Below are 16,552 nucleotides of genomic sequence, written 5' to 3'. Positions count from 1 at the left end.
ACCATGCTGGCCGCAGCGGTGGCACCAGTCGTCCGGCTCGACAACCTGACAAGCGATCACCGCCCGTCCAGGCTCGAGTCGTTGACCAACCGCAACCAGGCCCAGCTCGTCGAGCCGGCAGAAGGTGGTCAGGTCAGGGGTCGCGAAGGTAGCGTCAGGCACGTCGAGGTCTTCCCGATGGGTTGGTGTGAGAACCCCCATCCTCGGAAGACCTCGACCCCTACCCGGTGACCGACACGCCAGCCACCATCACACCCCCACTACACCGTGGATTGTGATGAGCCCGTTTGCCGCCGTGCGCCCAGTTCGGGGAGTGCACCACACTCCGGCGGCGCGAGGGCGGCTATGCGCTCCAGGGCCGAAGGAGATCTGTCACCTGCCTCCCCGGCGGAACCTGCGCGCGGTCAGCGGAAGGTAGACCAGGCTGAGCAGGACGGGCCATCCGATCGCGAAGGCCAACGCATGTTCTCCGGCAAAGCTCAGCGCCCGCCACTGTGTGCCGCCGAGCAGCTGACGTACCGCGGTGGCCGTTGCTGAGACCGGGTTGAACTCCACGACGGCACCGAGCCAGCTGGGCATGGTGGCCGGGTTGACGAAGACACTGGACAGGAAGGCCACGGGCCAGGTGAGGATCTGGATGTAGGCGACCGACTCGACGGACCTGGCCCCGTAGCCGATGAAGATGCCGAACCACAGGAGAGCGAATCGCAGGAGCAGCAGCAGCGCCAGTGCCAGCAGCACCCGATCGACGCCGAGGTCCGGCCGCCACCCGATCGCGAAGGCAAAGGCCACCATCAGCGTCAGGCTGATGAGCGAACTAAGCAGATCGGCCAGTGCCCGGCCGAACACGATCGCCACGCCGCTGATGGGGTAGGAGCGCAGGCGGTCATTGATGCCCCGGGTGGCATCGGCCGCCGCCGACAGCGTTGTGGTCTCCAGTCCGAACAGCATGGTGACGGCCAGCATGCCGGGAATCAGGAAGTCCACATACGTCGAGCCATCCGGCACGTCGATCGCCCCGCCGAACAGGCCGAGGAACAACAGGGCCGTGAACACCGGGAAGAGCCACACCGTCGCGGTGGCGCCGATCTGGCGGGGCCAGGAACCCACGGTCCGTCCGGCGATGATCCACGACGCCGACAGGAGGTTGGGGGCAGGGACGTCTGTGTGCATCGTCACGGAACTCGTCGTCATCGTCAGTTCTCCTCGGTGTCGTGGTGCGAGCCGGTCAGCGTCAGGAAGACCTCATCGAGCGATGGCCTGCGCAGTGTCACTTCGGCCGGGGTGATCCCGGCCGATGACAGATCGGCGACGACCCGGCCCAGAACCGTCGCCGATGAGCCCGGCAGGGTGACCGTGGTGGTGTGCTCGTCCAGGTGGGCCTGCGCGCAGATCGCGCTGAGAACCCGCAAGGAGCTCTGCGCGTCGTCGGTGGTGCCGAGGACCACCTGGACGACCGGAGGGCCGACGAGCGTCTTGAGCTCGTTCGGGGTGCCCTGGGCCACGACCGTGCCGCGGGCGAGCAGGACGATCCGGTCGGCGAGCTGGTCGGCCTCCTCGAGGTACTGGGTCGTCAGCAGAATCGTGGTGCCGCCGCGGACCAGTGCTCGCAGGGACTCCCACAGGTCTCGACGCGCTGCGGGGTCCAGCCCTGATGTGGGCTCGTCTACGAAGAGCACCTGCGGCGGCACGACGAGGCTGGCGGCGAGGTCCAGCCGGCGTCGCATCCCGCCGGAGAAGGTGCTGACCGCCCGATTCTGCGCTTCGCCCAGGCCGAACCCCTCGATCAGCTCGTCGGCGCGCTGCCCGGCCGAGCGTCGTGAGAGTCCCCGGAGCCGCCCGAAGAAGCGAAGGTTCTGTCCTGCGGTGAGCTGCTCGTCCACGGCGGCGTACTGCCCCACGAGCCCGATGTGCTCCCGCACGCGAGCTGCCTCGGTGGACACGTCGTACCCACCGACTCGCGCCGTTCCTCGGTCGAAGGCCACAAGCGTGGCGAACCCCTTGATCGCCGTCGTCTTCCCGGCGCCGTTGGGCCCGAGGAGCGCCAGGACCTCACCTTCGTTGGCGTGCAGGCTCAGTTCGCGCAGCCCGCTCTCGCCGTCCCGGGACCGGTAGATCTTGCTCACGCCCTCGGCCTCTATCGCTGGTCTCACTGGCAGACTCCAATCACTACAACGTTCCGTACAGTGTACGGATAACATATCGTGGACGGGACCTATTCCCACCGGCAGCAGGAGGTGATCACGGTGACTGAGCGCACGGGAACCGGGGACCCACTGCAGAGCATCGCGCTGCTCTGGCGCACCAACCCGAGGACCGGACGGTCGAGTCTGACCCTCGACGCGATCGTGGAGGCCGCGATCGCCGTCGCCACCGAGGCTGGGATCGACAAGCTGTCGATGCGCAGGATCGCCGAGCGTGTGGGCGTGGGGGTGATGTCCCTCTACCAGCGCGTCCCCGGCAAGGGCGAACTGATCGATCTCATGGTCGATCACGTCAATGGCGGCGTCTACGACACGGCCACCAGACCGGACGCCACGAACGGATGGCGCCCAGCGGTGGAGGAGATCGCCGCCCGGAACTGGGAGTTGTTCGCACAGCACCCCTGGCTCCTCGGGATCGACACGACCAGGCCACCGCTGGGGCCCGGCACGACCGCCAAGTACGACCTGGAACTCACCCCGCTGGTCGGGACGGGGCTGAGCGACGTTGAGATCGACCAGGTTCTCGCGCTCGTCCTGGATCACGTCAAAGCGGCATCCAGGGTGTCCCTGGGGGTGGCGGAGACGACCGAGGCAACCGGAAGCGACGACCATGACTGGTGGACCACGGCCGGCCCCCTTCTCGCCGCTCTGATCGACGACAAGCGATTCCCGCACGCATCGCGGATCGGGGCGGCGGCCGGAGCGCAGTACGACTCCGCGGTCGACGGTGAACTGCAGTTCGACTTCGGCCTGCGCATGATCCTCGACGGGGTGGAGAAACTCATAGCGAGCAAACAGGACGCCTCCCAGCACAGGCTCGGCTGAAGGCGCCCGAGCCTGTGACATCTGCACGGCGATCAGCGGCTCCTCGGACTGACCACATACCGTGGTGGGAGTCGTCGGCGTGAACACGAGACCACGAGGATGTGGAGACATGACAGACACCAACGATCTGATCTACCGCTCGCGAGTGCGCGGCTGCCTCCTGGGTGGCGCCATCGGCGATGCGCTCGGGGCTCCGGTCGAGTTCTGGGACCGTGCCAGCATCGTCAGGACCTGCGGTGAGGACGGCGTCACCGAGTTCCTCCCCGACATGGTGGGCGTCGACGAGGTCTACGGCCGGGTGACTGATGACACCCAGATGACCCTGTTCACCGCCGAGGGGATGATCCGTGCGTCGGTGCGCTGCGACCGCGGACTCGGATTCACCGTTGCCGTCGTCCATCATGCCTACGACCGGTGGCTCGACACCCAGCTCGAGGACGGGCCCGACGGCACCCGCGACGGGTGGCTCATCAATCAGCAGTGGCTCTACTCCCAGCGCGCGCCGGGCCAGACCTGCCTGTCTGCGCTGATATCGGCGCGCCAGGGCGAACGGTCCATCCAGCGCTTCGGCCAGCCGGCCCGCAACGACTCGATGGGCTGCGGCGGGGTGATGCGCAGTGCACCCTTCGGACTGACGCCGCCAGGCTGGGCCCAGTCACTGGAGTGGCAGTTCGACGCCGCGGCCGAGGCCGCCTCCTACACCCATGGACATCCCACCGGCCAGCTGGCCTCGGGGGCACAGGCTGCCCTCATCGCGGCGATCGTGGCGGGGCAGTGCCTGCCCGACGCGGTGGCGTCCACGCTTGCGGTCCTCGAGGGCCACGAGCATCACGAGGAGACCACCGATGCGATCCGGCGGGCGCTCGCGGCGGCCGAGGTGGGGGAGCCCGGCGCGGATGTCGTCGAGTCCCTGGGCGGCGGCTGGGTGGCCCACGAGACCCTGGCGATCGCCCTCTACGCGGCGCTGGTGCACCCCGGTCCGGAGGGCATCGCCGAGGCGCTGACGCTCTCGGTGAGTCATTCCGGCGACAGCGACTCCACCGGTGCGGTGTGCGGCAACATCCTCGGTGCCCTCTACGGCGACGAGGCCCTGCCGCCCGAACTCGCCTTCGAGATCGAGGGCCGCGGCACCATCCTGGAACTTGCCGACGACTTCATCTACGAGTTCACCCAGTCCCGCCGACTGCACGGGGACCACTTCGAGGGACGCAACCGCTGGACCACGCGCTACCCCGGTTGGTGACCCCTCACCCGATCACCCTCACCCGATCACCGTCACCAGGTACACCGCCGCGACGCAGGCGACGAGGACGACGTCGACCAGCAGCACCCGGTGCTGCACCGGGGCCGATTCGGGATGGCCGGGGCATAGCCGCACGGCGAGTTCGACCCGCGCCGGGGAGGCCATCGTCAGCAGTGACGAGGACACATTGTGCGCGGCCATCGCCGGCAGCAGATCGGCGCCGACCGCGGTGACGGTGTGCGCCTGCGGGGCGGCGAACATGGCATTGGCACCGCTGTTGGATCCGGTGACGAAGCCCCCGAGGGCGGCGAGGAAGGGCAGCGCGACGAGGTAGCCGTGACCGAGCCCCGCCAGCCATGGCGCCAGATGGGCCGACATCCCGGAGACGGCCATCAGCACCCCCAGGACGATGAACAGCACGGTCGCCGGCCCGGCATGGAGCCAGGTGCGCACGGTGTGGGCCCACACCGCGCGGGCCAGGCCCGGACGACCACGACGCAGGCCGGCCGCGGTGGCGATCGCCAGCCACAGGGCGGGGGAGGCGAGGTACCGCCAGGACGTGCCGGTCTGGCCGGCCGCCCGCACCACCGCGCTGAGGGACACCACACCGACCAGCAGGACGAGGTAGGGCACGAGGGAGTGGCCGACCTCACGGGGGAAGTCCAGCCGGTGGCCGCGCAGACGACTCACCAGCAGATGGACGGCCAGGGTCAGCAGGGCCCCCACCGCCCCCGCCGGGGCGGTCCCGACGGCGAGGTTCACCACCAGCACCCCGCACCACAGCACCGCTCCGGAGCCGACCGCCGCCAGGCACGCCCGCAGCCGGTCCTCCCGGGGCGCCACCATCAGCACCGCTGCGACGCCGACACCGACGAAGACCGGCAGGCTGAGCAGGGCCGACGCCACCCCCAGGGCGTCGAAGCCGACGCCGCCCAGCTGCGCGGCGATGAGGGTTCCCGGGCCCATCGATCCCCACGGGACCGCGCACAGTCCGAGCAGACCGATCGTCGCCGCGCGGCGTCCGGTCAGTCCCAGGGCGGTGAGCAGCGGGATCGCCAGCATCGCGCCGATCCCGAACCCGGTCAGCGACTCCGCCAGGGGAGTCACCCCGTGCACGATCGCGAGGACCGGAGCGATACCGGTCCCCAGGGACCGCCGCAGCCAGGAGGACAGCCGTTCCTGACCGCCGGTGAGGCGGCCGGCCTCGGCGAAGGCGATCCCGCCCGCCACGATGAGGGCCACCTCGGCCACCAGTGCCCACCACGAGGCGGCCGCACGGGCTGCCACCGAGGGACTCAGGTCGAACCAGCCCGCGCCGATGACGGCCGCCAGCACCCCCCCGAGCACCGCCGATCGCAGCGCCGGCTGCCGGGCGAGCAGGGCCGCTATGACCGCGATGAGGGGGAGACCCGAGAGGAGAACCGTCATGTTTGAGTATAAGCAACAATGATTGCGAATATGCAAGACGCGGTGACAGGATGGTGTCATGCCAACCAGCCGGGTGCCAGGTCCTTCAGCACCGAGTCGCTCAGAGTCGACGAACTCGGTACCCAACACGCCCAAGCGGTCCGGCCGTGCACACGCTGATCCAGTGCCGGCCACCCCGCAGGAGAGGTTCGGTGCGGCCGTGCGGGCCCGCCGGGCCGAACTGGGAATCACCCTCGAACAGCTCGCCCACGCCAGCGGCGTGTCGGCGGGATCCCTGTCGCGACTCGAGCGCGGATCGCTGAACCCGAGTCTGCAGAGCGCCATCGCGATCTCCGAGAGCCTCGGCAGCGATCTCAACGAGCTCACCCGGCCCGCCGCAGAGCTCACCGTCCTGCGGCGGGATGAGGGTCCCGAGTACGTCGACCCCGACACCGGGATCCGCAGGAAACTGCTGGCCCGGCCGGTCGCCGGCGTCGAACTCATCCACTACACGCTGCCCGGCAGATCCACCACCGCCGAGTTCGCGCCCCATCCGGCCAAGACCGTCGAGACCTTCCACGTCATCACCGGCACGGTGGTGATCCTCACCGACGGTGCCGAACTGGTCCGGCTGGACCACGGGGACACCGCGCAGACGCCGGGGGACCGCTATCACCGGATCTCCAACCCCCTGGATCAGGAGGCCACCCTCACGATCGTCACGACGATCCCGCACTGACCAGGGGGTCAGCTCCTCGCCAGACTCCCGGCGGGCACGGGAGCTTGCTGCCAGGCCTCCACCAGATCGCGGGCGGCCTCCTGCGGATCCTCGGCGGCGCAGATCGCCGAGACGACCGCCGCACCCGATGCCCCGGCCCGGCGCAGTCCGGCCAGATCGTCGCGCGAGATTCCCCCGATGGCGACTGTGGGGACCGGTGAGGCGGCGGTGAACCGGGCGAACCCGTCGATTCCCAGCACCGGCGGGTGGTCGAGCTTGGTGCTGGTGTCGTGGATCACACCGACTCCCAGGTAGTCGATCGTCCCGGCCGGCCAGGACTCCACCGCGGCCAGATGTGCCGCATGGTCGGCGGTCAGACCGATCACCGCATCGGGGCCGAGCTGCTCGCGGGCCACCCGGGGATCGGCGTCGCCCTGACCGAGGTGGACGCCGTCGACCCCGACTCCGCGCTCCCGGGCGGTGCGCACCACGTCGAGCCGGTCATTGACCACCACCATGGCCCGACCGGCCACCGTCTCGACCACCTCCTCCACCAGGGCTAAGAAGTCGGTGGCAGAACAGCTCTTGTCGCGGATCTGCACGGTGCGCACCCCGCCGGCTACCGCGGCGGCGACGGTCTGGGACACCCCCCTGTCGGCGCACATCCGGGGGTCGGTCACCAGGTAGACGCCCAGATCCATCACTTCTGCTCCTCGGAGTCCTGCCACACCCGCGCCCCGGCCTCGACCTCGGCCGCCGTCAGTGCGGCGAGGGAGTCGATCAGGGCGGTGGCGAACGATCCGGGCCCCGCGCAGCCGGCGGCGGCCCGCTCGGCGGCGATCCCGTAGACGGTGTGGGCGGCCACCACCGCGGCCAGCGGCTCGGCCTCTGCCCGGGCGGCCAGGAAGGCGGTGATGAACGCCCCGAGGGCGCACCCGCCACCGGTGACCCGGGTCAGCAGTTCGTGGCCGTTGCCGACGCGCAGCACCCGCGTCCCGTCGGTCACCAGGTCGACCGGGCCGGAGACCGCCACCACCGTGGAGAGCCGGGAGGCCAGCTCGCGGGCCGCCCCGGCGGCGTCGCTGATCGAGTCGGAGGACTCGACCCCGCGGCCCCCGGAACCGGCCCCGGCCAGCGCGAGGATCTCCGAGGCATTGCCGCGCACCGCAGCCGGGTGCTGCTCGGCGAGCTCGGCGGCCAGGGCGGTCCGCACCGGCAGTGCGCCGATCGCCACCGGGTCGAGCACCCACGGCGTCCCCGCCTCGCCGGCCCCGGCGACCGCCTCGCGGGCGGCCGCCCGCTGCTCGGCGGTCGGGGTGCCGGTGTTGACCAGCAGCCCGCCGGCCATCGTCGCGAACATCCCCGCCTCCTGGGGGATGTCCACCATCGCCGGGGCGGCGCCGGCGGCCAGGAGCACATTGGCGGTGAAATTCGTCACCACACTGTTGGTGATGCACTGCACCAGAGGTGTCGTCTCCCGTACCCGGGTCAGCAGCTCTGCGATCTCAACGCCGGTGGTCATGTCGGTCTCACTCCTTCTTCGGGCGGAAGGAGTGCCGGGCCGACGGCGCCTCAGCAGTGCTGCTGAACGGCTCACATCCGGCGGGAGACAATCCCTTCGCCAGTACGAACTGGATCAGGTTCGACGGGTGTCATCTCAGCCACTGGTGCGGCACCCCGTGTCGGATCGTCACTCTAGCGGATGGCCGTCACGGCCTTCGGGCGGCCCAGGCTGCGCGGATCAGCTCGGCCAGCACCTCCTCGTCGACGTCGTCCAGCCGGTTGACGTAGAGACAGCCGGCTCCCCGCCGGTGCGTGCCGAGCCGCTCCAGGAGGGCGGGTGCCTCGGGACTGTCCATCAGCCCGTAGAGCGCGAACTTGCCGCTGCGCGGGGCGAATCCGAGGATGAGGGCGTCTCCCTCCCGTCCGGTGTCGTAGCGGTAGTGGTACTGCCCGAAGCCGACCATCGTCGGCCCCCACATCCGCGCCGGTGCACCGGTCAGCTCGCTCATCATCGCCAGCAGCCTCCGGGACTCCTCCCGCTGGCGTGCGGTCTTCACGCCGGCGAGGAAGTCCTCGGGGTCGACGTCGGTCACCGTGGTCTTGTTCTCCGCCATCTCGACACTCCTTGTCGCCGCACCCGGATCCCCTCGGACCCGCTCCCCGGCCCGGGTGGGGTCATTGTGCCCGCCACCGGAGCAACTGGGCGTTGAGCGCGACCACCACGGTGGAGGCCGACATCAGCACCGCGCCTACCGACATCGGCAGGACGAACCCGACCCCGGCCAGCACCCCGGCGGCCAGCGGCACCGCGACGAGGTTGTACCCGGCGGCCCACCACAGGTTCTGCGTCATCTTGCGGTAGGTCGCCCGCGACAGGGCGATCACCGAGCTCACCGAGCGCGGGTCGGAGCTGGCGAGGATGACGCCGGCCGAGGCGATCGCGACATCGGTGCCGGCGCCGATCGCCACCCCGACATCGGCCCGGGCCAGGGCCGGGGCGTCGTTGACCCCGTCACCGACCATCGCCACCCGGTGCCCCTGCTCCTGGAGGTCGGCGACCAGGTCGGCCTTGTCGGCCGGGGAGGCGCCGGCGAAGACCCGGTCCACGCCGAGCCGGCCGGCCACCGACCGGGCGACCGGCTCGGCATCGCCGGTCATCATCATCACCTCGACGCCGTCGCGGTGCAGCGCCGCCACCGCCTCGGCGGACTCCGGGCGCACCTCGTCGGACAGCGCGAGCCCGCCGATCACCTCCCCGTCGGCCAGGACGTGCAGGATGATCGCACCGTCGCGACGCCACCGCTCGGCCTCGTCGACCTCGGCGGCGCCGACCTCCCGGAGCAGGCGCGGCCCTCCGACCCGCACCACCCGTCCCTCGACGGTGGCGCTCACCCCGACTGCCGGGGAGGAGCTGAAACCGCCGGCCGCCGGCACCCTCACACCCCGGTCGTGCGCGGCCTCCACCACGGCCCGGGCCAATGGATGCTCGGAGTCCGTCTCGGCGGCGGCCGCCAGGGCGAGCAGGGCCTCGGCCGACCAGCCCTGCACCGGTGCTACGGCGTCGAGGGTCGGCCTGCCGCGGGTGAGGGTTCCGGTCTTGTCCAGAACGACGACGTCGACGGTGCGCATCTGCTCCAGTGCGAGCCGGTCCCGGATGAGCACACCCGCGCGGGCGGCCCGTCCGGTGGAGATTGAGACCACCAGCGGGATCGCCAGGCCCAGGGCGTGCGGACAGGCGATCACCAGGACGGTGATGGCGCGGGTGACGGCCTGGTCGGGAAGGCCGATGAGACTCCACACGAGGGCGGTGAGGCCGGCGGTGGCCAGGGCGAACCAGAACAGCAGGGCCGCCGCCCGGTCGGCGATCCGCTGGGACCGGGAGGACGAGGTCTGGGCCTCGGCGACCATTCTCCTGATACCGGCCAGGGCGGTGTCCTCGCCGGTCGCGGTGACCCTCACCCTCAGCCCGGAGTCGGTGGCCACGGTTCCCGCCACGACCCTGTCTCCGACACTGCGCTCGACCGGACGGGACTCCCCGGTGACCATCGACTCGTCCATCGAGGCGCCGCCCTCGGCGATCGTGCCGTCGGCCGGCACCGCCCCGCCGGGGCGCACCAGCACCAGGTCGCCGACGGCCAGATCGGCGGGGGAGACCGTGACGATCCGCTCGCCGTCGACGCGCTGCGCCTCGTCGGGAAGCAGCGCGGCCAGAGACTCCAGGGCCGATGAGGTCTGCGCGATCGAGCGCATCTCGACCCAGTGGCCCAGCAGCATGATGACGATCAGCAGGGCGAGCTCCCACCAGAAGTCCAGGTGGTGGTCGAGGACCCCCACGGTGGCTCCCCACGAGGACACCAGGGCCACCGTGATCGCCAGGCCGATGAGCATCATCATTCCCGGCCGGCGGGAGCGCAGTTCGGTCAGGGCGCCGGCCAGGAAGGGGCGGCCTCCCCACGCGAACATCACGGTGCCCAGCACCGGGGCGACGGGGGCCGTCCAGCCCGGTGTGGAGTAGCCGATCAGGGAGGCGAACATCGGGGACAGCGCCACCACCGGCACCGCGAGGACCAGATTGGCCCAGAACAGGCGCCGGAATCCCGCCGCATGGTCCTGGTGGTGGGTGTGAGCCCCCTGATGGGACGCGTGGGTCTCGTGCTCCTCGTGGGAGCCGTGCTCCTCATGTGAGCTGCGCCGCTCGTGGGAGCCGTGCTGCTCGTCTGTCTCGTGGTGCGCATGTGCGTGGTGATCGGTCATGGGTCCACTCCTCGGCTGACACCCCCGAGATTAATACCCCCAGGGGGTATTAACAAGGAGTTCTCGCCCCTGGCCGGGCGGTACCTGCGACGCGGGGGTTGCCGGTGAATTACGCTCGTCAATGGCACTGAACGCATTCGAGACACAACTGATCAGGAGGATCCGGTGACCTGGGTTGACCACGCGATCTGGTGGCACGTCTACCCCCTGGGGTTCTGCGGCGCTCCCATTCGGGACGGTGACCGCACCCTCACCCACCGCCTGGGCAGGCTGTCCCACTGGCTCGACTACGCCGTCGAGCTCGGCGCCTCGGGGCTGCTGCTGGGGCCGATATTCGCTTCCGAGTCGCACGGCTACGACACCCTCGACCCGATGGTGATCGATCCGCGGCTCGGCGATGAGGACGACTTCGACCGCCTGGTGGCGGGCTGCCGGGACCGCGGCCTGAGAATCCTGCTGGACGGCGTCTTCAGCCATGTCGGATCCCAGCACCCCGGGGTGATCCGGGCCCTGGCGGAGGGCCCCGACGGTCCCGACGCCGACCTCTTCGACATCGACTGGCAGGCCAAGGGGGGCCCGGCACCGCGGGTCTTCGAGGGCCACTCCTCCCTGGTGCGGCTCAACCACTCCAGCGATCGCGCCGTCGAGTACACGTCCGCGGTGATGGCGCACTGGCTGGAGCGGGGGATCGACGGCTGGCGGCTGGACGCGGCCTACTCGGTGCCCACCGCCTTCTGGTCGCGGGTGCTCCCCGGGATCCGGGAACGGTTCCCCCAGGCGTGGTTCCTGGGCGAGGTGATCCACGGCGACTACCCCGAGTTCGTCGACTCCTCGGGGGTCGACTCGGTGACCCAGTACGAGCTGTGGAAGGCGATCTGGTCCAGCCTCAAGGACCGCAACCTGTTCGAACTGGCCTGGTCCCTCAAGCGTCACAACGGATTCCTCGCCGACTTCACGCCCAACACCTTCATCGGCAACCACGACGTCACCAGGATCGCCAGCACGCTGGGGGCCGACGGCGCGGTCACCGCCCTGGCGATCCTCATGACGATCGGCGGCATCCCGTCGATCTACTACGGCGACGAGCAGGGGTTCACCGGGGTCAAGGAGGAGCGGATCGGCGGGGACGACGACATCCGACCCCCCGTTCCCGACCATCCCGAGCAGCTGGCCGGCTGGGGCCAGGACATCCTGCGGGCCCATCAGGACCTGATCGGTCTGCGCCGGCGTCACCCGTGGCTCACCACCGCGACCACCAGCACTCTGCATCTGGAGAACGCCCGATTCGACTACCGGTCCACCGCCGCCGACGGGGCCGACTTCCTCGACGTCCGGATCGACCTCACCGCGACGCCGCGCGCCACGGTGATCGACAGTGCCGGTCAGACCCTGTGGTCCCAGCAGGCCGCCGACAGCGCAGCGCACTGACCCGGTGTCCGGCGAGCGGTGTCCGGCGGCTTCCCCGGGTGGCCGCGAGGGAAACCGGGGGTGAATCAGGTGGGAGGGGATCAGCCGGGGTTCAGGCGGAGATGGTCAGTGCGGTCACCGGGTCGAAACCGGCACCGCGGACCAGCATCACGGTGGAGTCGACCTTCGGACAGGGGATGAAGACCCGCCCGCTCACCGTCTCGCCGGCCCGGATCGTCCCGTTGGCGATGTCGTCGGACCAGCCCTTGCTCTCGGGGGAGTGGACCTCGGTGGAGCCGTTCTCCATGAGGTAGAAGGAGTAGCTGGACAGCGTCCCGGCGGTGACCTGGAGGGTCATCGTGAGGGTGACCCCGGTCGAGGACCAGGACACGTTCTTGATCGTCCACCGGCCCTTGGCCGATCCGGTGCTGGTCACGAACGGGATCGAGGAGACGGCCGAGGTGGCCGTCGGGGCGATCGGCACCGGCGTCGCCCGGGTACTGGTGGGCACCGCTGAGGGGGAGACGCCGCCCGTCGCGGTCTGCGGGTCGCGGCTGACCCTCCAGGCCGCCACCGCCAGGGCCGCCACCACCAGCACGACGATCACAGCCATCACCCAGCCGCCCCGGCGCCGGGGCGGGGCGTACTGCTCGATCGTGCTGCGGGATGCGGTGCCGGGTCGGTCGTCCGGACCGGGCCACTGGGGTGCGCTCATAGGGCACCCACGATACGTCGCCGTCCACAGGTGCGGTCGGCTCCGGAAGAGGATCGCGGCGTTGTCCACAGATTCGCCGGGCAGCGGCAGATCGGGCCCGCGACCACGACACGTTCAGTGTGAGTACACAGCAGCAGTCCATGCCCCCCGTCCGTATCCGTTCCGTCGACCAGGCGATCAGCATCATTCCCCACCTGCTGGGGTACCGACCCTGCGAGGACCTGGTCATCCTCGTCATCAATCCCGGCCTGGTGTGCACCGTGCGGGCCGACCTCGAGGAGGTGCGCACCCCCGGCGGCCTGATGGCCCTGCTGGGCCCGGTGGCCACCCGGTTCCCCGACTCCCAGCTCCTGATGGTCGCCTGGTCGGAAGGGGGACGGCAGGCCTGCGACGCGCTCCAGCTGGCCGAGTCGATGTTCGGCCCCGAACGCGTCATCGACGCGGTGGCCACCGACGGCGCCCGGTGGTGGAGTCTGTACTGCGACTCCGAGCGCTGCGCCGAGGACGGCCACGCGGTGGTGGTCGACGAGGAGGTGAGGGCCGAGGCCGTCTACCGGGGACTGGGAGTCCTGCCGGACCGCACCACCCTGGCGGCCAGCGTCGCCGGCCCGACCCCCGAGCAGCTGGCCGCCGACGGCCCCCTGCTCATCGAGACCGGCCAGTGGGCCGCCGAGCTGAGCCACCGGGAGGCCGCCGACGAGATCACCCGGATCTGGACCGAGATCGCCGAGTCCGAGGATCCCCCCGACGTCCGCACCGCCCTCCAACTGGCGCACCTCACCTGCGACGACGAGATCGCCCTGGCCCAGTGGGTCTCCACCGAAGCCGATGTGGCACGGGCGATGGTGCGGGCGTGGACCCAGGTGATCGCCCACGTCCCCGAGTCGATGGCCGCCCGGCCCCTGGTGCTGTGTGGGCTGGCGGCCTGGCTCACCGGCGACGGCGCCCTGGAGAGCTGCTGCCTGGAGAGGGCGAGCGGCATCGACCCGGACCTGGTGATCTTCCGGGCCCTGGACCATCTCCAGCGCAGCGCCGTCCACCCCTCGGCGTGGCCCCTGATGGCACCGGATCCCGAGCTCATCGCCCACGGGATCCTCCTCGACGCGGTGGCCCCCGCCGGGCCGGTGCACAAGAGGCCGCGCCGCTCCTCCCGGGGCCGCCGAACCGCCCGTCGGCGTCGCCGATGAGCCCTGCGAGGGTCCCGGAACGGTCATGGCGCGGCCACCAGCGGTCGTATCGCTAGAATTGTCCGGGCATCAAACGAGAGGTGAGACGTGAGCAACGGAGTGAGCGAGACGCGTCGTGCAGGCTACGACGCGACTGCTGCCGAGGAGAAGTGGTCGAGGTACTGGGAACAGCACAAGACCTTCGCCACCCTTGACGACGGTTCCAGGGAGCGTCGCTACGTGCTCGACATGTTCGCCTACCCCTCGGGCGATCTGCACATGGGTCACGCCGAGGCCTTCGCGATCGGCGACGTGGTGGCCAGGTACTGGCGTCTGAAGGGCTACGACGTCATGCACCCGGTGGGCTGGGACTCCTTCGGGCTGCCCGCCGAGAACGCCGCCATCCACCACGGCACCCATCCCGCCGAGTGGACCTACCGCAACATCGACACCCAGGCCTCCTCCTTCCGGCGGTACGGGATCTCCTTCGACTGGGACAAGCGGCTGCAGACCTCCGACGAGGAGTACTACCGCTGGACCCAGTGGCTGTTCCTGAAGTTCATGGAGCGCGGCCTGGCCTACCGGAAGGACTCGTGGGCGAACTGGTGCCCCGAGGACCAGACGGTGCTGGCCAACGAGCAGGTCAAGGAGGGCCGCTGCGAGCGCTGCGGCGCGGTGGTCACCAAGCGCCAGCTCAACCAGTGGTACTTCCGCATCACCGACTACGCCCAGCGGCTGCTGGACGACATGAGCGAGATCGAGGGCCACTGGCCCGAGCGGGTGCTGGCCATGCAGCGCCACTGGATCGGCCGCTCCGAGGGCGCCTACGTCGACTTCATGATCGACGGCCACGACGAGCCGGTGCGGGTCTTCACGACCCGTCCCGACACCCTCTACGGGGCCACCTTCATGGTCGTCGCCCCGGACGCCGACCTGGCCGACCAGGTCGTCTCCGATGAGCAGCGGCCGGCCTTCCAGGAGTACCTGGAGACCGTCAAGAAGAAGACCGAGATCGAGCGCCAGTCCACCGAGCACATCAAGACCGGCGTCTACCTGGGGGCCGAGGCCACCAACCCGGTCAACGGCGCGAAGATCCCGGTGTGGGCCGCCGACTACGTGCTGGCCGACTACGGCACCGGCGCGATCATGGCCGTGCCCGCCCACGACCAGCGCGACCTGGACTTCGCCCGCAAGTACGGCATCGAGGTCATCCCGGTCATCGACACCGGCGAGCCCGACCCGCGCGAGAGCGGGATCGCCACCATCGGCGACGGCGCCTACCAGAACTCCGGCGACCTGGACGGCCTCACCAACAAGGCCGAGGGAGTCTCCCGGATGTGCCGGTTCCTCGACGACCGCAAGATCGGCGAGGCCACCATCACCTACCGGCTGCGCGACTGGCTGCTGAGCCGCCAGCGGTTCTGGGGCTGCCCGATCCCGGTCATCCACTGCCCGTCCTGCGGCGACGTCCCGGTGCCCGAGGACCAGCTGCCGGTCCGGCTGCCCGATCTGCGCGGCGCCGATCTGGCCCCCAAGGGAGTCTCCCCGCTGGCCGGCGAGGAGGCCCGGTCCTGGCGCGAGGTGGCCTGCCCGACGTGTGGCGGACCGGCCGAGCGCGACACCGACACGATGGACACCTTCGTCGACTCCTCCTGGTACTACCTGCGCTACTGCTCCCCGCACGACGACCGCGAGGCCTTCGACCCCGAGGAGGTGCGCCGCTGGATGCCGGTGGCCCAGTACGTCGGCGGTGTCGAGCACGCCACCATGCACCTGCTCTACTCGCGGTTCTTCACCAAGGTGCTCCACGACATGGGTCTGGTCGACTTCGACGAGCCCTTCTCGCGGCTGATGAACCAGGGCCAGGTGATCAACCAGGGCCGGGCGATGTCGAAGTCGCTGGGCAACGGCGTCGATCTGGGCAAGCAGCTCGACCAGTTCGGGGTGGACGCCGTGCGGACCACGGTGATCTTCGCCGGACCCCCGGAGGAGGACATCGACTGGGCCGACGTCTCCCCGGGAGCCTCCCTGAAGTTCCTCCAGAGGGCCTACCGGGTGGCCGCCGATGTGACCGCCCCGGCCGACGCCGACCCGGCCACCGGGGACCTGTCCCTGCGCCGGGCCACCCACCACGCGATCGCCGAGATCACCGATCTGCTCGACGGCGGACGGTTCAACGTCGTGGTGGCCCGCATCATGGAGCTGGTCAATGCGACCCGCAAGGCCATCGACTCCGGCTGCGGTGCCGCCGACCCGGCGGTCCGCGAGGCGGTGACCTTCACCGCCCAGGCCCTGTCGATGCTGGCCCCCTACGTCTCCGAGGAGATGTGGGAGCTGCTCGGCAACGAGGCCTCGGTGGCCAACTCCAGCTGGCCGACCGCCGATCCGTCGCTGCTGGTGGCCGACGAGGTGACCCTGGTGGTCCAGGTCAACGGGAAGGTGCGCGGCAAGATCCAGGTCGCCCCCGACATCTCCGAGACCGACGCCGTCGCGGCGGCCACCGCCGACCAGAACGTCCAGCGTCACATCGGTGACAAGCAGGTCGTCAAGGTCATCGCCCGGCTGCCGAAGATGATCTCCATCGTCGTGAGGTAGCCCTCCCGCCTGTGG

The 16,552-nt window shown here is 70.4% G+C and carries 14 protein-coding genes, 1 pseudogene and 1 riboswitch; of the genes and pseudogenes, 6 read left to right on the top strand and 9 right to left on the bottom strand.

Annotation, left to right across the window (positions count from 1 at the left end):
• The 3 genes and pseudogenes from H590_RS18385 to H590_RS0109975 form a co-directional block, all read right to left on the bottom strand.
• Positions 1-201: pseudogene (locus tag H590_RS18385) on the bottom strand (hypothetical protein); the annotation flags it as partial.
• Between the two features lie 171 nt (positions 202-372).
• Positions 373-1,194 (bottom strand): ABC transporter permease, encoded by an 822-nt coding sequence (locus tag H590_RS0109980; protein WP_097799043.1) that lies wholly within the window; start codon positions 1,192-1,194, stop codon positions 373-375.
• A gap of 2 nt (positions 1,195-1,196) precedes the next feature.
• The gene (locus tag H590_RS0109975) at positions 1,197-2,126 is read right to left on the bottom strand and encodes an ATP-binding cassette domain-containing protein (RefSeq protein ID WP_232020972.1); all 930 of its coding nucleotides are present in this window, start codon (positions 2,124-2,126) and stop codon (positions 1,197-1,199) included.
• A gap of 120 nt (positions 2,127-2,246) precedes the next feature.
• Between H590_RS0109975 and H590_RS0109970 the strand changes: the two genes are divergently transcribed.
• On the top strand, positions 2,247-3,029 hold the full coding sequence (locus tag H590_RS0109970; RefSeq protein ID WP_036981955.1) for a TetR/AcrR family transcriptional regulator: 783 nt from the start codon (positions 2,247-2,249) through the stop codon (positions 3,027-3,029).
• A 109-nt stretch (positions 3,030-3,138) separates the two neighbouring features.
• The gene (locus H590_RS0109965) at positions 3,139-4,272 is read left to right on the top strand and encodes an ADP-ribosylglycohydrolase family protein (RefSeq protein WP_028703438.1); all 1,134 of its coding nucleotides are present in this window, start codon (positions 3,139-3,141) and stop codon (positions 4,270-4,272) included.
• A gap of 18 nt (positions 4,273-4,290) precedes the next feature.
• Here the strand turns inward: H590_RS0109965 and H590_RS0109960 are convergent, their stop codons facing one another.
• Entirely contained in the window at positions 4,291-5,700 is a 1,410-nt protein-coding gene (locus H590_RS0109960) for an L-lactate permease (RefSeq protein ID WP_028703437.1), read from the bottom strand.
• A 163-nt stretch (positions 5,701-5,863) separates the two neighbouring features.
• Here H590_RS0109960 and H590_RS0109955 point away from each other — a divergent pair, with 163 nt between their 5' ends.
• Positions 5,864-6,418 carry a helix-turn-helix domain-containing protein gene (locus H590_RS0109955; protein ID WP_028703436.1) on the top strand — a complete coding sequence of 185 codons (555 nt, stop codon included), beginning with the start codon at positions 5,864-5,866 and terminating at the stop codon, positions 6,416-6,418.
• Positions 6,419-6,426: 8 nt separating this feature from the next.
• Here H590_RS0109955 and thiE read toward each other — a convergent pair whose 3' ends face one another.
• The 4 genes from thiE to H590_RS16045 all read right to left on the bottom strand — a co-directional run bounded on the left by thiE (position 6,427) and on the right by H590_RS16045 (position 10,654).
• Positions 6,427-7,098 (bottom strand): thiamine phosphate synthase, encoded by a 672-nt coding sequence (thiE, locus tag H590_RS16055; protein ID WP_036981923.1) that lies wholly within the window; start codon positions 7,096-7,098, stop codon positions 6,427-6,429.
• Complete coding sequence (gene thiM / locus H590_RS16050) at positions 7,098-7,919, bottom strand: hydroxyethylthiazole kinase (protein ID WP_036981921.1); 822 nt, start codon at positions 7,917-7,919, stop codon at positions 7,098-7,100. Before thiM ends, thiE begins: the two co-directional genes overlap by 1 nt.
• A 73-nt stretch (positions 7,920-7,992) precedes the next feature.
• Positions 7,993-8,087, bottom strand: a riboswitch (TPP riboswitch).
• Between the two features lie 19 nt (positions 8,088-8,106).
• Entirely contained in the window at positions 8,107-8,514 is a 408-nt protein-coding gene (locus tag H590_RS0109940) for a DUF1801 domain-containing protein (RefSeq protein ID WP_028703435.1), read from the bottom strand.
• Between the two features lie 61 nt (positions 8,515-8,575).
• The gene (locus H590_RS16045) at positions 8,576-10,654 is read right to left on the bottom strand and encodes a heavy metal translocating P-type ATPase (protein ID WP_051238467.1); all 2,079 of its coding nucleotides are present in this window, start codon (positions 10,652-10,654) and stop codon (positions 8,576-8,578) included.
• Positions 10,655-10,819: 165 nt separating this feature from the next.
• On the opposite strand from H590_RS16045, the gene H590_RS0109930 reads away from it, so the two are divergent.
• Positions 10,820-12,082, top strand: a complete 1,263-nt coding sequence (locus tag H590_RS0109930; RefSeq protein WP_028703434.1) for an alpha-amylase family protein — start codon at positions 10,820-10,822, stop codon at positions 12,080-12,082.
• Between the two features lie 91 nt (positions 12,083-12,173).
• On the opposite strand, the gene H590_RS17955 is transcribed toward H590_RS0109930, so the two are convergent.
• Positions 12,174-12,776 carry a hypothetical protein gene (locus H590_RS17955; protein ID WP_051238465.1) on the bottom strand — a complete coding sequence of 201 codons (603 nt, stop codon included), beginning with the start codon at positions 12,774-12,776 and terminating at the stop codon, positions 12,174-12,176.
• Between the two features lie 140 nt (positions 12,777-12,916).
• On the opposite strand from H590_RS17955, the gene H590_RS0109915 reads away from it, so the two are divergent.
• Together H590_RS0109915 and leuS are read left to right on the top strand one after the other, a co-directional pair.
• The gene (locus H590_RS0109915) at positions 12,917-13,963 is read left to right on the top strand and encodes a DUF4192 domain-containing protein (RefSeq protein WP_028703432.1); all 1,047 of its coding nucleotides are present in this window, start codon (positions 12,917-12,919) and stop codon (positions 13,961-13,963) included.
• Positions 13,964-14,050: 87 nt separating this feature from the next.
• Positions 14,051-16,537: a leucine--tRNA ligase gene (leuS, locus tag H590_RS0109910; RefSeq protein ID WP_028703431.1), complete on the top strand. Its 2,487-nt coding sequence runs from the start codon at positions 14,051-14,053 to the stop codon at positions 16,535-16,537.
• Positions 16,538-16,552: the final 15 nt, after the last annotated feature.

Source organism: Acidipropionibacterium jensenii DSM 20535, assembly GCF_000425285.1.
Lineage (GTDB): Bacteria > Actinomycetota > Actinomycetes > Propionibacteriales > Propionibacteriaceae > Acidipropionibacterium > Acidipropionibacterium jensenii.
The sequence above is the reverse complement of the archived record's forward strand: the minus strand, read 5'-3'. Positions and strand labels throughout refer to the sequence as shown.

What these genes read in the sequence shown, in the direction of transcription:
- H590_RS0109940 (WP_028703435.1), bottom strand. Translation starts at nt 8,514, where the DNA reads ATGGCGGAGAACAAGACCACGGTGACCGACGTCGACCCCGAGGACTTC.
- thiM (WP_036981921.1), bottom strand. Translation starts at nt 7,919, where the DNA reads ATGACCACCGGCGTTGAGATCGCAGAGCTGCTGACCCGGGTACGGGAG.
- thiE (WP_036981923.1), bottom strand. Translation starts at nt 7,098, where the DNA reads ATGGATCTGGGCGTCTACCTGGTGACCGACCCCCGGATGTGCGCCGAC.
- H590_RS0109960 (WP_028703437.1), bottom strand. Translation starts at nt 5,700, where the DNA reads ATGACGGTTCTCCTCTCGGGTCTCCCCCTCATCGCGGTCATAGCGGCC.
- H590_RS0109980 (WP_097799043.1), bottom strand. Translation starts at nt 1,194, where the DNA reads ATGACGACGAGTTCCGTGACGATGCACACAGACGTCCCTGCCCCCAAC.
- H590_RS17955 (WP_051238465.1), bottom strand. Translation starts at nt 12,776, where the DNA reads ATGAGCGCACCCCAGTGGCCCGGTCCGGACGACCGACCCGGCACCGCA.
- H590_RS16045 (WP_051238467.1), bottom strand. Translation starts at nt 10,654, where the DNA reads ATGACCGATCACCACGCACATGCGCACCACGAGACAGACGAGCAGCAC.
- H590_RS0109965 (WP_028703438.1), top strand. Translation starts at nt 3,139, where the DNA reads ATGACAGACACCAACGATCTGATCTACCGCTCGCGAGTGCGCGGCTGC.
- H590_RS0109915 (WP_028703432.1), top strand. Translation starts at nt 12,917, where the DNA reads ATGCCCCCCGTCCGTATCCGTTCCGTCGACCAGGCGATCAGCATCATT.